General features: G+C 65.0%; 14 protein-coding genes. 6 read left to right on the forward strand and 8 right to left on the reverse strand.

What is annotated here, in order from left to right:
• Positions 1 to 49 precede the first annotated feature (49 nt).
• Positions 50 to 1,258 carry an acetyl-CoA C-acyltransferase gene (locus ABR323_RS17210; RefSeq protein WP_439450178.1) on the forward strand — a complete coding sequence of 403 codons (1,209 nt, stop codon included), beginning with the start codon at positions 50 to 52 and terminating at the stop codon, positions 1,256 to 1,258.
• Positions 1,259 to 1,687: 429 nt separating this feature from the next.
• Here ABR323_RS17210 and galU read toward each other — a convergent pair whose 3' ends face one another.
• From galU to cmk, 8 genes are all read right to left on the reverse strand, one after another.
• Positions 1,688 to 2,566 (reverse strand): UTP--glucose-1-phosphate uridylyltransferase GalU, encoded by an 879-nt coding sequence (galU, locus tag ABR323_RS17215; RefSeq protein WP_135273268.1) that lies wholly within the window; start codon positions 2,564 to 2,566, stop codon positions 1,688 to 1,690.
• Positions 2,563 to 4,476: a polysaccharide biosynthesis protein gene (locus tag ABR323_RS17220; protein ID WP_167796797.1), complete on the reverse strand. Its 1,914-nt coding sequence runs from the start codon at positions 4,474 to 4,476 to the stop codon at positions 2,563 to 2,565. Before ABR323_RS17220 ends, galU begins: the two co-directional genes overlap by 4 nt.
• A gap of 3 nt (positions 4,477 to 4,479) precedes the next feature.
• The gene (locus ABR323_RS17225; protein ID WP_135273267.1) at positions 4,480 to 5,469 is read right to left on the reverse strand and encodes an MraY family glycosyltransferase; all 990 of its coding nucleotides are present in this window, start codon (positions 5,467 to 5,469) and stop codon (positions 4,480 to 4,482) included.
• Between the two features lie 3 nt (positions 5,470 to 5,472).
• Positions 5,473 to 6,651, reverse strand: coding sequence for a lipopolysaccharide assembly protein LapB (gene lapB / locus ABR323_RS17230; RefSeq protein ID WP_012510791.1), 1,179 nt, complete (start codon positions 6,649 to 6,651; stop codon positions 5,473 to 5,475).
• A gap of 6 nt (positions 6,652 to 6,657) precedes the next feature.
• On the reverse strand, positions 6,658 to 6,942 hold the full coding sequence (locus ABR323_RS17235; protein WP_135273266.1) for a lipopolysaccharide assembly protein LapA domain-containing protein: 285 nt from the start codon (positions 6,940 to 6,942) through the stop codon (positions 6,658 to 6,660).
• A 77-nt stretch (positions 6,943 to 7,019) separates the two neighbouring features.
• Positions 7,020 to 7,325 (reverse strand): integration host factor subunit beta, encoded by a 306-nt coding sequence (locus tag ABR323_RS17240; protein WP_005409286.1) that lies wholly within the window; start codon positions 7,323 to 7,325, stop codon positions 7,020 to 7,022.
• Between the two features lie 90 nt (positions 7,326 to 7,415).
• Complete coding sequence (gene rpsA / locus ABR323_RS17245; RefSeq protein WP_135273265.1) at positions 7,416 to 9,101, reverse strand: 30S ribosomal protein S1; 1,686 nt, start codon at positions 9,099 to 9,101, stop codon at positions 7,416 to 7,418.
• 196 nt (positions 9,102 to 9,297) lie between these two features.
• A complete protein-coding gene (cmk, locus tag ABR323_RS17250) occupies positions 9,298 to 9,975 on the reverse strand; it encodes a (d)CMP kinase (protein ID WP_439450179.1) in 678 nt (225 codons plus the stop codon).
• A gap of 197 nt (positions 9,976 to 10,172) precedes the next feature.
• On the opposite strand from cmk, the gene ykgO reads away from it, so the two are divergent.
• The 5 genes from ykgO to ABR323_RS17275 all read left to right on the forward strand — a co-directional run bounded on the left by ykgO (position 10,173) and on the right by ABR323_RS17275 (position 13,448).
• Positions 10,173 to 10,298, forward strand: a complete 126-nt coding sequence (gene ykgO / locus ABR323_RS17255; RefSeq protein ID WP_005409283.1) for a type B 50S ribosomal protein L36 — start codon at positions 10,173 to 10,175, stop codon at positions 10,296 to 10,298.
• A gap of 176 nt (positions 10,299 to 10,474) precedes the next feature.
• A complete protein-coding gene (locus ABR323_RS17260) occupies positions 10,475 to 10,774 on the forward strand; it encodes a hypothetical protein (RefSeq protein WP_430544030.1) in 300 nt (99 codons plus the stop codon).
• A gap of 39 nt (positions 10,775 to 10,813) precedes the next feature.
• Positions 10,814 to 11,851: an agmatine deiminase family protein gene (locus ABR323_RS17265; protein WP_135273262.1), complete on the forward strand. Its 1,038-nt coding sequence runs from the start codon at positions 10,814 to 10,816 to the stop codon at positions 11,849 to 11,851.
• 164 nt (positions 11,852 to 12,015) lie between these two features.
• The gene (locus ABR323_RS17270) at positions 12,016 to 12,903 is read left to right on the forward strand and encodes a carbon-nitrogen hydrolase (protein ID WP_049442792.1); all 888 of its coding nucleotides are present in this window, start codon (positions 12,016 to 12,018) and stop codon (positions 12,901 to 12,903) included.
• Between the two features lie 14 nt (positions 12,904 to 12,917).
• Entirely contained in the window at positions 12,918 to 13,448 is a 531-nt protein-coding gene (locus tag ABR323_RS17275; RefSeq protein WP_135273261.1) for a GNAT family N-acetyltransferase, read from the forward strand.
• Positions 13,449 to 13,450: the final 2 nt, after the last annotated feature.

A 13,450-nucleotide genomic window follows, 5' to 3' on the forward strand; every position in this document is an offset into this window, starting at 1 on the left:
GCCCACCTTGGTGGGCACACCGGCAAAACCTATTCGAGAGATCACTGCAATGACCAAGCAAATCCAGGACGCCTACATCGTCGCCGCCACCCGCACCCCGGTTGGCAAGGCGCCCAAGGGCATGTTCCGCAACACCCGCCCCGACGACATGCTTGCGCACGTGCTGCGCAGCGTCGTGGCCCAGGCGCCGGGCGTGGACGTCAACCGCATCGATGACGCGATCATCGGCTGTGCGATGCCCGAAGCCGAGCAGGGCATGAACGTGGCGCGCATCGGCGTGCTGCTGGCCGGCCTGCCGGACACCATCGCTGCGCAGACCGTGAACCGTTTCTGTTCCTCCGGCCTGCAGGCCGTGGCGATGGCCGCCGACCAGATCCGCCTGGGCAACTCGGACCTGATGCTGGCCGGCGGCACCGAGTCGATGTCGATGGTGCCGATGATGGGCAACAAGATCGCGATGGCGCCGAGCGTGTTCGACAACGACCACGTGGCCATCGCCTACGGCATGGGCATCACCGCCGAAAAGGTCGCTGAAGAATGGAAGGTCTCGCGCGAAGACCAGGACGCCTTCGCCCTCGCCTCGCACCAGAAGGCGATGGCAGCGATCCAGAACGGCGACTTCAAGGACGAGATCAGCCCCTACGAGATCGTCTCGCACCTGCCGGACCTCGCTGACGGCAAGCGCATCATCACCCGCAACAAGGTGGCCGACACCGACGAAGGCCCGCGCCCGGATTCCTCTGCCGAGGGCCTGGCAAAGCTGCGCCCGGTGTTCCGCAACGGCCAGTTCGGCGGCACTGTCACCGCCGGCAACTCGTCGCAGATGAGCGATGGCGCCGGTGCCGTGCTGCTGGCCTCGGAGCAGGCGATCAAGGACTACGGCCTGACCCCGCTGGCGCGTTTCGTCAGCTTCTCGGTGGCCGGCGTGCGCCCGGAAGTGATGGGCATCGGCCCGATCGCGGCCATTCCCAAGGCACTGAAGCAGGCGGGCCTGAGCCAGGACCAGCTGGACTGGATTGAACTGAACGAAGCGTTCGCCGCGCAGTCGCTGGCCGTGATCCGCGATTGCGGCCTGGACCCGAGCAAGGTCAACCCGCTGGGTGGCGCGATTGCCCTGGGCCACCCGCTGGGTGCGACCGGCGCGATCCGTACAGCGACCCTGCTGCACGGCCTGCGTCGTCGCCAGCAGAAGTACGGCATGGTGACGATGTGCATCGGCACCGGCATGGGCGCAGCGGGCATTTTCGAGGCGCTGTAAGGTTCAAAGCGTTGCCGGCTGATTGCTGGCGGTGGGGCCCGGGGGGGTGAGACTGCCCGGGCCATCCAACATTCCGCGCGGCGGAGGAGTGAGCAAAGGCAGGGTCAAAGGCCGGGGTCAGAGCCCTTTGCTGCGCAAAGGGATCCGACCCCAGTAGATCCACGCCATGCGTGGATGCCTCTGCTCTGGAAACGAAAAAGGCAGCCATAGGCTGCCTTTTTTGCTTGTGCTTCTGCCTTTGATTCCGCCCTTCCCGTCCGCGCCCGCAGGAAACATGACAGGCGGGACGGGTGGGCCTTTGCAGGACCGTTCTCCGCATGGATGCGGCGACCGAGCCCCCATGGACGGGTTTACGGCGTGTCCTGCAAAGGCCCACCCGTCCCGCCCATCACGTATCAATCAAAGCGCAAACGGAGCGCTTGATAAACCTTATTCCGCCAACATCGCCGTCAGTTTCTCCCGCGCCGGGCCAGCCAGCTTCGGGTTGTCCAGCGCGAAGCGGATCGTCGCTTCCACCAGCCCCAGGTGCGTGCCGCAATCGAAGCGGGTGCCCTCGAAACGGTAGGCATCAACCTCTTCGGTCTTCAGCAGCTGTGCGATCGCGTCGGTCAGCTGGATCTCGCCACCGGCACCACTGCCGGTCTGCTCCAGCAGCTCGAAGATCTTCGGACTGAGCACGTAGCGGCCGACCACGGCCAGGTCGCTCGGTGCATCCTCCGGCTTCGGCTTCTCCACGATCTGCGAAATACGGCCCTTGCGGCCATCGAACGCGTCCGTGGCGACAATGCCATAGCTGGCGGTCTTGTCATGCGGCACGTCTTCCACCGCGATTACGCTGGCGCCGCTGGCTTCGTTGAGGTCGGCCATCTGCTTCAGCGCGCCATCGCCGCGGTTCCAGATCAGGTCGTCCGGCAGCAGCACTGCAAACGGCTCGTCGCCGATCACCGCCTTGGCACACAGCACCGCATGGCCCAGGCCCAGCGCTTCGGCCTGGGTCACGAAGACCGCACGCACGCCGTTGGGCAGCACATGGCGGATCATCTCCAGCTGCTCCTGCTTGCCGGCGCGTTCCAGCTTCTGCTCCAGCTCGTAGGCCTTGTCGAAGTAGTCCGCCACCGCGTGCTTGTAACGGTTGGTGATGAACACCAGCGTGTCACAGCCCGCTTCGATCGCCTCGTCAACCGCGTACTGGATCAGCGGGCGATCAATGATCGGCAACATTTCCTTCGGAACCGTCTTGGTTGCCGGCAAAAAGCGCGTCCCGAGCCCTGCCACTGGAAAAACTGCCTTGCGAATTCGCTTGCTCATTGGTGCCTGTTGGCCTCACGTGCCGGAAAGGGCACGACTTTAGCGGATGAAATGTAAGCATCCTGTTCGATGGGAGAGAACTCCGGCATCGTCGCGAACAGGATTTCCTGGATGCTGGTGGTGTCATAGCTGCACACCGCTTCGCGCAGGCGCGGGACATTGCCCAGCACCACATCGCGCGCGAACGTGCGCACACCGGCCTCGAGAATCTTCGGGTGCGCGGTCGAACGATAGTCCTCGTCCGAATAGAACAGCGTCTCGTGCAGCTTCTCGCCCGGGCGCAGGCCGGTGTAGATGATCGGGATGTCCTTGTACGGCTGCTTGCCGGCCAGGCGGATCATCTGTTCGGCCAGCACGCGGATCGGCACCGGCTCGCCCATGTCGAGCGTGTAGATCGCACCATGCGAGGCTGATGCAGCGGCCTGCAGGATCAGCTGGCAGGCCTCCGGGATGGTCATGAAGTAGCGACTGACTTCCGGGTCGGTGACGGTGACGGGCCCACCGCGCAGGATCTGCTCGCGGAACAGCGGCACCACGCTGCCGGCCGAGGCCAGCACATTGCCGAAGCGCACGGTGACGAACCGGGTGTGCGTGGACTTCTGGTCCAGACTCTGGCAGATCATCTCGGCGTAGCGCTTGCTGGCACCCAGGGCATTGACCGGGTCGACCGCCTTGTCGGTGGAGATGAACACGAAATGCTCGACGTGTGCCTCCAGGCAGGCACGAGCCACGTTCTCGGTGGCCAGGATGTTGTTGCGCACCGCCTCGCGCAACTGGCGCTCCAGCACCGGCACATGCTTGTACGCAGCGGCATGGAACGCGGTATCGACCGGATGCAGCGACAACGCGTGGCGGATCACCGCCGGGTCGCCACAATCGCCCAGCACTGCTTCAACCTCGACATCGGGGAAGCTGCGGCGCAGCTCGCCCTCGATGGTCAGCAACAGCAGCTCACTGATTTCCAGCAGGATGATGCGGCCGGCGCCATGACGCGCGCACTGGCGGCACAGCTCCGAGCCGATCGAACCGCCGGCACCGGTGACCATGACGGTTCGCCCGCCCAACCATCCGCGGATCAGGTTCCAGTCCGGCATGATCGGCTTGCGGCCGAGCAGATCTTCGATCGCCACTTCCTTCAGCTGCCCAGGCAGCGACTGGCCCTGCAGGATATCGCTGAGCTTGGGCACGGTTCGGAACGGCACGCCGGTGCTTTCGCAGATGGCGACTACGCGCTGCATGCCTGCAGCGTCCAGCGAAGGCATCGCGATCACCAGCAGCTTGGCCGCCGTCTCGCGGACCACGGCCGGCGCGTCGTCCAGGCCGCCCAGGATCGGCAGGCCCTGCAGCTTGGCGCCGCGCAGGTGGGGCGCATCATCCAGCAGGCCGACCGGCTCGAAGTTGCCGGACCGGCGCAGGTCGCGGACCAAGGTCTCGGCCGCCTGGCCGGCGCCCAGGATCAACACGCGCCGTGCGGACGAATCCGACTGCAGCGCCTGGTAGTCCTTCCAGGCCCGGTACAGCAGCCGGGGCGCACCCAGCAGCGCCGACAGCGCGAACGGATAGATCACCAGCACCGACATCGGCACGCCGTCGAAGCGCTTCCACATCAGCACCAGCACGATGGCGACCATGCCGATGAAGCTGGCCTTGAAGATGTTCAGCAGGTCGCTGACGCTGGCGAAACGCCACAGCCCGCGATACAGGCCAACGCGCCAGAACACCAGGCCCTGCAGCAGCAGAACCAGCGTGGTGTCGACATTCCACAGGGGAAGTGCAGGCGCGTTGGGGAGGATCGAGTAGCGCCCCGCATGGAGCAGCTGCCAGCATGCCCAGACCATGAAGAGGTCGTGGCAGACGATGGCCGAACGCGGCATCAGGCCGAGGATTCTGTCCCGCCAGGGTGAAGCCATGAGTCAGATAGTTCCTTGTCGGTGGCGCAATCCATTGCGCAGGAGGAGCCAGAGGACGCTCAGCGCAATGAACCACGCGATCGCCACGACAGCCTCCCACCTCGGCTGCAAATTGGAGCAGACATTAAGCACTGTAATACTGAACAGGCCCAAAGCAAAGTACATCCCGGTCACCTGGGCATGGCTGGCTCCTGCCTGTATGGCCCTCTGGTAGACGTGCTGGGTATGGGGTTCCGTCCAGCGTTGCCCCGAAATGATGCGCGCCAGCAGTGTGAAGCCCGCGTCCACAAGGAACGCCGAGGCCGGCACCAGCAGCAGGATCCAGTTGATGTCGGTACGCACGCTGGCGATCGCCAGAACCACGGCTACGGCGTAACCCAGCGCGCCACTTCCGACATCTCCCATGAAGATCCGGGCCCGTGGAAAGTTGAACGGCAGGAATCCCAGACAGGCCAGGCCCAGCGCCACGGCAGCGAGCGAATACGGCCAGGGCAGCACCGGTGCCAGGCCCAACGCGACCACGATGGCCTGGCTGGCGGCAATGCCGTTGATCCCATCCATGAAGTTCCAGATGTTGATCAACGAGGCAGTGAACAGCAGTACCAGAGCAGCCAGCAGCCAGCTGCCACCATTCGCCTTGACCAGGGCCGCCAGCAGAGCGGCGGCAATGAAATGCACCAGCAGGCGGCGCATCGCCGGTAGCGGCTTGTGGTCGTCCCACCAGCCGATGCCGGCCACCAGCGCCAAGCCAAGGCTGGCAACCAGCAAGCTGGGCGTTGCTTCGGGCCAGGCCCACATCGCCACGCCTGCCGTGACGAGCAGGCTGATGACGATGGCGATGCCGCCGCCGCGCGGGGTGGCCACGCTATGGCTGCGGCGCTCGCCAGGCTGGTCCATCAACTGCTGGCGCAGCGCGTAACCACGTGCCGCCCAGGTCAGAGCCGCACTCAGCAGGGCCAATCCCAGCAGCGCCCCCATCACGAACCACGGCATGGATCAGAGCACCGCGTAGTTCAGCAGTGGCTTGACCGTGCCCCATTCCTTGCAGCTTGGGCACTGCCAGTGATGGGTGCGTGCGCCGAAGCCGCAGCGGGTGCAGCGATAGGCAGGGTTGCGTACCAGCAGCTGGTCGGTGATGTGCTTGAGATCGTGCAGGGTTGCAGTGGAATCAGCACCTTCGGCCAGGGTCAGGTCGATCAGCGCGGACTCGCCGCGAACCGATGGACGATCCTTGAGCTGGCGGCCTAGATAGGCGCGGGCCGGAGCCACGCCCTCCTGCTCTTCCATCAGGCGGGTCAGCGCCAGCACCGGGGCGATGCCGCGATAGTGCTCGGTCATTTCCGACAGGAAGGCACGCGCACCGCCGAGGTCACCGACCTTGCGGTAGTTGGCCATCAACGCCGGCAGCAGCTCGGGCAGGTATTCGGGATCGTTGCGGGCCGCGCGTTCGAACGCGCGTACGGCCGCTTCGGCGTTGCCGGCATCCGTTTCCAGGCGGCCCTCGATGATGCCGGCACGCACCGACATGGCGTCGGCCTGGTAGGCGCGGGCAATGGCTGCTCTCGCCTCTTCCAGCTTGCCGGCACCGCGGAAGCGCTCGGCCAGCTCGCACTCGAACTGGCCGATCAGCTTGCCCATCGGCTCGCCCGTCACGTCCTCGAAGCGGGTGGCATTGTCGATCGCCTTTTCCCAGTCACGCTCGGCCTGATAGATGCCGATCAGGTGCTTGAGCGCCTGCGGGGCACGCTGGTCCAGCTGCGCCAGTTCGGTGAACACGGTCTCGGCACGGTCCAGCAGGCCGGACTTCATGTAGTCCTCGCCCAGTGCCAGCAGTGCCTGCACGCGCTGCGCGTCGCTGAGGTCGTGGCGGTTGACCAGGCCCTGGTGCAGGCGGATGGCACGATCCACTTCACCGCGGCGGCGGAACAGATGGCCCAGCGCGACCTGGGTCTCGAAGGTTTCCTTGTCCAGCTCGGCGATGTGCAGGAACAGCTCGATGGCCTTGTCCGGCTGCTCGTTGAGCAGGTAGTTCAGGCCGCGGAAATAGGTGCTGGAGAGGCGGCTGACCTGGTTGTCACCGTGGCGTTGCCCACCACGCCGGCCGATCACCCATCCGGCCAGTGCGGCCAGCGGAACGAACAGGAAAAACCACAGCCACTCGGTGACGAAATCCATCTTCGGTCAGCGTCCATCAAAAGTTTGCGGGGGAACCACCGGCGCCGGCGTGGCGGCAACGGACTTGTTGGCGCGGCGCAGCTGGTTGTAGAGCGGAATGACCACGCTCACCAGCACCAGGCCGGCACCGACCACCACACCCACCAGCAGCGCGGCGATCAGCGCCACGCCCACCGAGGTGTGCAGTTCTGTGAAAAGCAGGTTGATCGACATCGCAGTCATGTTGACCGCACCAATGATCAGCCCAAGGATCAGCACCGCCAGCAGGACCAGCAGACGAAAAACCTTCATGCGACAGCTCCAGTGGCAGGAGACCGTAGCTTATCCGACTCGCGGCTCGATTCGCACGCGGTGGCGCGACGGCAGGCTCAGGCCGGATCGGCGTCAAGCGGCAGCACACTGCTGACCCGCTCGCGCAATTCCTTGCCCGGCTTGAAATGGGGGACATGCTTGCCCGGCAGGGCAACCGATTCGCCGGTCTTCGGGTTGCGACCCAGGCGCGGCGGACGATAGTGCAGCGAGAAGCTGCCAAAACCACGTATTTCGATGCGATCCCCGGCGGACAGCGAGCCGCCCATCATTTCCAGCAACGACTTCACCGCCAGATCGACATCATCGGCCTTCAGGTGCGCCTGCCGGCGCGCAAGGATTTCGATCAGTTCGGATTTGGTCATTACCGGCTCACATCAGGGGCATCTCAGCCTGAAACGGCCCGGGCAATGAAGCCCGGGCCGTCCAGGAAACAACGTACAGCGTAAGGCCGATTACTCGGACTTGTTGCCGCTCAGCTGCGCACGCAGCAGCGCGCCCAGCTGGGTGGTGCCGCTGGCAGCCGAAGAGGACTGGTATTCCTCCAGCACTTCGCGCATTTCCGCGTCGTCCTTGGCCTTGATCGACAGCTGCAGGGTACGGCCCTTGCGGTCCATGCCCACGAACTTGGCTTCGACCTTGTCGCCGACCTTCAGGTGCTGGGTGGCGTCGTCAACGCGCTCGTTGGCGATGTCGCGCGCCGAGACGTAACCTTCGATGCCGTCAGCCAGCTCGATGATCGCGCCCTTGGCGTCGACTTCCTTCACCACGCCCTCAACCTTGGAGCCCTTCGGATTGGCGGCCATGTACTGGCCGAACGGATCCTGCTCCAGCTGCTTGACGCCCAGCGAGATGCGCTCACGCTCCGGATCGACAGCCAGGACGACTGCTTCCAGGGTGTCGCCCTTCTTGAAGTTGCGAACGATGTCTTCGCCAGTGGTCGCCCAGCTGATGTCGGACAGGTGAACCAGGCCGTCGATGCCGCCGTCCAGGCCGATGAAGATGCCGAAGTCGGTGATCGACTTGATCTGGCCCGACACCTTGTCACCCTTCTTGTGGGTGGCAGCGAAGGTTTCCCACGGATTGGCGGCAACCTGCTTCATGCCCAGCGAGATGCGGCGACGCTCCTCGTCCACGTCCAGGACCATGACTTCAACTTCGTCACCGACCTGCACAACCTTGGACGGGTTGACGTTCTTGTTGGTCCAATCCATCTCGGACACGTGCACCAGACCTTCGACGCCCGGCTCGATCTCGACGAATGCGCCGTAATCGGTGACGTTGGAGACCTTGCCGAACACGCGGCTGTTGGCCGGGTAACGACGGGCGATGTTATCCCACGGATCTTCGCCCAGCTGCTTCAGGCCCAGCGAAACGCGGTTGCGCTCGCGGTCGAACTTCAGCACGCGCACGTCCAGCTCGTCGCCGACGTTCACGACTTCGGACGGATGGCGCACGCGCTTCCATGCCATGTCGGTGATGTGCAGCAGGCCGTCGATACCGCCCAGGTCCACGAATGCGCCGTAGTCGGTCAGGTTCTTGACGACACCCTTCAGGATCGCGCCTTCCTGCAGCTTGTCCATCAGCTGCTCGCGCTCTTCCGAGTGCTCGCTTTCGACGACAGCGCGGCGCGAAACCACGACGTTGTTACGCTTGCGGTCCAGCTTGATGAGCTTGAACTCGAGTTCCTTGCCTTCCAGGTAGGCCGGATCGCGCACCGGGCGCACATCGACCAGGGAACCCGGCAGGAAGGCGCGGACATCCTTGATGTCCACGGTGAAACCACCCTTGACCTTGCCGCTGATGCGGCCGGTGATGGTTTCGTTCTTTTCCAACGCTTCTTCCAGCTCGTCCCACACCATCGCGCGCTTGGCCTTCTCGCGCGACAGGACGGTTTCGCCGAAGCCGTTCTCGATCGAGTCGAGGGCGACCTTGACGATGTCGCCTTCGGCGACGTCGATTTCGCCAGCGTCGTTACGGAACTGTTCGATCGGCACGATGCCTTCGGACTTCAGGCCAGCGTTGATCACCACGACGTCGCCGCGGACTTCAACAACGGTACCGCTGACGATGGCGCCCGGCTTCAGCTTGGCCAGGTTGGCCTGGCTGGCTTCAAACAGTTCGGCAAATGATTCGGTCATTAGATTTACTCTGTTGGACACATGGGTCGGTGGCGTCCCTTCAGGGATTGGCGACCGCCCGCCTGTTGGTCGACCCCGGAAACGCAGGTCGTGTGTAGTAGGAAAACCGCCACGCATCATTGCGCGACGGAGCTGGTACAGCACTACTTTGTGCGACCACCACCGGTGTTGCTGGCAGTGCTCCCGCGCGAACGGATCAGGCAGCCGGAACCGGAAGCAGATCCATCACTCTGGCAACGACATCATCGATGCCGATGCCTGTGGTGTCGATGAGGACAGCATCGTCTGCCGGCTTCAGGGGCGCCACGGTACGCTGAGCATCACGGGCGTCGCGGGCCATGATCTCGCGCAGGAGGTCATCAAAGTTAACAGAAACCCCCTTGTCTTTCAACTGCTTATGCCGGCGCTCGGCGCGCTCCTCGGCACTGGCGGTCAGGAAGACCTTGCAGGAGGCGTCAGGGAAGATCACCGTCCCCATGTCACGGCCGTCGGCGACCAGGCCCGGCAGCTCCCTGAATGCGCGCTGGCGCTCCTTCAGGGCGGCCCGGACCTCCGGAATGGCGGCAATGGCCGACGCCAACGCCCCGGTGGTCTCCAGGCGCAACTCATCAGTGGCATCGGTGCTGTTGACCAGCACCCGCATCGACTCGCCCTGCTCGACGAACTGGACATGGGTATCGAAGGTGCAGCGGACCAGCGCCGAGGCGTCGGAGGTATCGATGTCGGCCCAGCTGGCAGCGACGCCCACCGCCCGGTACAGCGCGCCCGAATCCAGGTAATGCCAGCCCATCCGGCGCGCCACGATGCGGCTGATGGTACCCTTGCCGGCCCCGGATGGGCCGTCGATGGTCAGGACGGGGGCGAGTGGATTCATGGGGATCCCAGAGCGTGTGAAGAGGCCATTCTAGCCCCTGCCAGACGCCCCCAGCAGGATCTTTTGTGCAACCACTTGAAACCACGAGGAAAAGCCCGGTAGAATGGCGGGCTTGAACGAGCGTCAACTGCCGATTGTCTTTCGCATATCGCGGCCACGCTCCACCCGAACAACTACTGTTTACGCCGAGGTATGCCATGAAAGTCCTGTCCTCCCTGAAGTCGGCGAAGGCCCGTCACCGTGACTGCAAGGTCGTGCGTCGTCGTGGCAAGATCTTCGTCATCTGCAAGTCGAACCCGCGTTTCAAGGCGCGTCAGCGCTAAGCCCAACAGCCTTCCCGGCTGCGGCTGGCCCTACGCGGGGCCGACCCGATGCAAAAAACCGCCTTCGGGCGGTTTTTTGTTTATGCGGCTTTTTCCTGCCGTTTTTGCTGTAATCGCCTTTCTTGACCACTGGGGAGTAGTTCGAGATGAAGCGTTACCTGTCCGCCCTGGCCGTGATGGCCACCCTGGCCGCCGCCACGCCGGCGCTGGCCGACACCCTGCTTGTCGACCGTGCCCGCGAAAAGCCGGCCGGTGCCCTGCCCGTGCGCGGCCAGAGCATGCAGCAGGTACAGGCGCAGTTCGGTGCGCCGAGCGAGCAGCTGCAGCCGCGCGGCGGGCAGAAACGGCAATGGCCGACCATCAACCGCTGGGTGTACCCGCAGTTCACCGTCTACTTCGAGAAGCAGAAGGTGATCAACGTGGTGGCCAACCAGGCGGACCCGAACGAAATCGGCCCGAAACCGCCGATCCGTTGACCCCTTTACCCGCCGTGTGCGGGCCTGTGTAGCGAGACCATGAACCAGACCCTTCGTTTTCCTGCCGAATGGGAAGCCCAGAGCGGCATCCTGATTGCCTGGCCCACCGCCGATACCGACTGGGCCGACCGCCTGGGCCAGGTGGAAGAGACCTACATCGCGCTGGTTGCAGCGATCACCCGCTTCCAGCCGGTGCTGATCTGCGTGGCCGACGACGACGTGGAGACCTATGCCGAGATGCGACTGCGCTCCAACCGCATCGACATGGACAAGGTCCACTTCACCACGGCGGCCTACGACGATACCTGGCTGCGTGACTCCGGCCCGATCACCCTGCGCCGCGCCGATGGCAGCTTCCAGCTGCTGGACTTCCGCTTCACCGGCTGGGGCGGCAAGTTCGACGCCACCCTGGATGACCAGCTGGTGGGCGTACTCGACCAGGCCGGCGTATTCAACGATGCAGCGGTGCGCAGCATTCCGTTCGCCCTGGAGGGCGGCGGCATCGAGACCGACGGCGAAGGCACCCTGCTGACCACCTGGAAGTGCCTGCACGAACGCCACCCGGACCGTGACCGCGCCAGCCTGAGCGCCGACCTGGCCGACTGGCTGCAGCAGGACCGCGTGCTGTGGCTCGACCACGGCTATCTGGAAGGCGACGACACCGACGCCCACATCGACACCCTCGCCCGCTTCGCCTCGGCCGACAGCATCGTCTACCAGGCCTGCGACGACCAGAGCGACTCGCACTACGCCGAACTGCAGGCGATGGGCAACGAACTGGCCGCGCTGCGCACAAAGGATGGCCAGCCCTACCGCCTGTTCCCGTTGCCGTGGGCACAGCCGGTGATCGACGAAGGCCGCCGTCTGGCCGCGTCGTACGCCAATTACCTGATCGTCAACGGTGCGGTGCTGATGCCGGCCTACGGCGATCCGGCCGACGATCTCGCCCGCGACGTGCTGGCACAGGCACATCCGGGCCGCGAGATCGTGCAGGTGCCCTGCCGTTCCCTGATCTGGCAGAACGGCAGCCTGCACTGCATCACCATGCAGCTGCCGGCAGGGTTGTTGAAGGCGTAAATCGCGCGGTAGCGCCGGGCCATGCCCGGCGAGCGCAGCGGCATCTGGAAAATCCGCCGGGCATGGCCCGGCGCTACCGGTTGCATGCACCCATTCAGCGGCCGACACGCCGCGGCATCCCATCCGCGCTAACATGCTGGTTTTCCCCCGCAGGAACGCCCCGCATGAACTCGCGCAGCCCCCTTACCGTCGCCCTGATCCAAGAGCGCAACCACGGTGATGCCGCCGCCAACCTGGCGGTGATCGAAGCACGCGTGGCCGAGGCGGCTGCACAGGGTGCCAAGCTGGTGCTGCTGCAGGAACTGCACAACGGTCCGTACTTCTGCCAGCACGAGTCGGTGGACGAGTTCGATCTGGCCGAGCCGATTCCGGGCCCGAGCACCGAGCGCCTGGGCGCGCTGGCGAAGAAGCACGGCGTGGTGCTGGTCGGCTCGCTGTTCGAGCGTCGCGCCGCGGGCCTGTACCACAACACCGCCGTCGTCTTCGAGAAGGACGGCACGTTGCTGGGCAAGTACCGCAAGATGCACATCCCGGATGATCCGGGCTTCTACGAGAAGTTCTACTTCACCCCGGGCGACATCGGCTTCACGCCGATCGACACTTCGGTCGGCCGCCTTGGCGTGCTGGTGTGCTGGGACCAGTGGTACCCGGAAGCGGCGCGCCTGATGGCGCTGGCCGGCGCCGAGCTGCTGCTGTACCCGACCGCGATCGGCTGGGACCCGGACGACGTGCAGGACGAGAAGACCCGCCAGCGCGACGCCTGGGTGCTGAGTCACCGCGGCCACGCCGTGGCCAACGGCCTGCCCGTGCTGAGCTGCAACCGCGTGGGCCACGAAGCGTCGCCGCTGGGCGCCTCGGGCATCCAGTTCTGGGGCAACAGCCACGTGCTGGGCCCGCAGGGCGAATTCCTGGCCGAAGCCGGCACTGATGCCACTGTGCTGCTGTGCGACGTCGACCTGCAGCGCAGCGAACACGTGCGCCGCATCTGGCCGTTCCTGCGCGACCGTCGCATCGACGCGTACGGTGACCTGCTCAAGCGCTACATCGACTGAGCCGGAGCGCTGCCATGGCCGTCCTCATCCGTGATGCCGGCCCGGCCGACATCGATGCGATCACCGCGATCTACGCGGTGGAAGTGACCGACTTCGTCAACACCTACGAGTACGACATTCCCGACGCGTCCGAGATGCTGCGCCGCATGCGCGACATCATCGACCGTGGCTTTCCCTACCTGGTCGCCGAGATCGACGGTCAGGTGGCCGGCTATGCCTACGCCAACACCTATCGCACGCGCATCGCCTACCAATGGACCGTGGAGAACTCGGTCTACGTCGATGCTGCGTTCCAGGGCAAAGGCGTGGGCACCGGCCTGCTGCAGGCCTTGATCGACGCCTGCATCGCGCGTGGCTACCGGCAGATGGTGGCGGTGATCGGCGAGCCGACCAACGCCGCCTCCATCAAGCTGCACGAACGCTTCGGCTTCGAGCTGGTGGGCGTGTTCCGTGGCCTCGGCCGCAAGCACGGCCGCTGGCTGGACACCGTGCAGATGCAGCGCGCGCTCGGCGATGGCGCCGACACCGCACCTTCCAATGAATGAAT

Source organism: Stenotrophomonas sp. ATs4 (genome assembly GCF_051861585.1).
GTDB classification, from domain to species: Bacteria; Pseudomonadota; Gammaproteobacteria; order Xanthomonadales; family Xanthomonadaceae; genus Stenotrophomonas; species Stenotrophomonas maltophilia_AS.

Coding starts and splice junctions, on each gene's coding strand:
- ABR323_RS17210 (WP_439450178.1), top strand. CDS start 50: ATGACCAAGCAAATCCAGGACGCCTACATCGTCGCCGCCACCCGCACC.
- galU (WP_135273268.1), bottom strand. CDS start 2,566: ATGAGCAAGCGAATTCGCAAGGCAGTTTTTCCAGTGGCAGGGCTCGGG.
- ABR323_RS17220 (WP_167796797.1), bottom strand. CDS start 4,476: ATGGCTTCACCCTGGCGGGACAGAATCCTCGGCCTGATGCCGCGTTCG.
- ABR323_RS17225 (WP_135273267.1), bottom strand. CDS start 5,469: ATGCCGTGGTTCGTGATGGGGGCGCTGCTGGGATTGGCCCTGCTGAGT.
- lapB (WP_012510791.1), bottom strand. CDS start 6,651: ATGGATTTCGTCACCGAGTGGCTGTGGTTTTTCCTGTTCGTTCCGCTG.
- ABR323_RS17235 (WP_135273266.1), bottom strand. CDS start 6,942: ATGAAGGTTTTTCGTCTGCTGGTCCTGCTGGCGGTGCTGATCCTTGGG.
- ABR323_RS17240 (WP_005409286.1), bottom strand. CDS start 7,325: ATGACCAAATCCGAACTGATCGAAATCCTTGCGCGCCGGCAGGCGCAC.
- rpsA (WP_135273265.1), bottom strand. CDS start 9,101: ATGACCGAATCATTTGCCGAACTGTTTGAAGCCAGCCAGGCCAACCTG.
- cmk (WP_439450179.1), bottom strand. CDS start 9,975: ATGAATCCACTCGCCCCCGTCCTGACCATCGACGGCCCATCCGGGGCC.
- ykgO (WP_005409283.1), top strand. CDS start 10,173: ATGAAAGTCCTGTCCTCCCTGAAGTCGGCGAAGGCCCGTCACCGTGAC.
- ABR323_RS17260 (WP_430544030.1), top strand. CDS start 10,475: ATGGCCACCCTGGCCGCCGCCACGCCGGCGCTGGCCGACACCCTGCTT.
- ABR323_RS17265 (WP_135273262.1), top strand. CDS start 10,814: ATGAACCAGACCCTTCGTTTTCCTGCCGAATGGGAAGCCCAGAGCGGC.
- ABR323_RS17270 (WP_049442792.1), top strand. CDS start 12,016: ATGAACTCGCGCAGCCCCCTTACCGTCGCCCTGATCCAAGAGCGCAAC.
- ABR323_RS17275 (WP_135273261.1), top strand. CDS start 12,918: ATGGCCGTCCTCATCCGTGATGCCGGCCCGGCCGACATCGATGCGATC.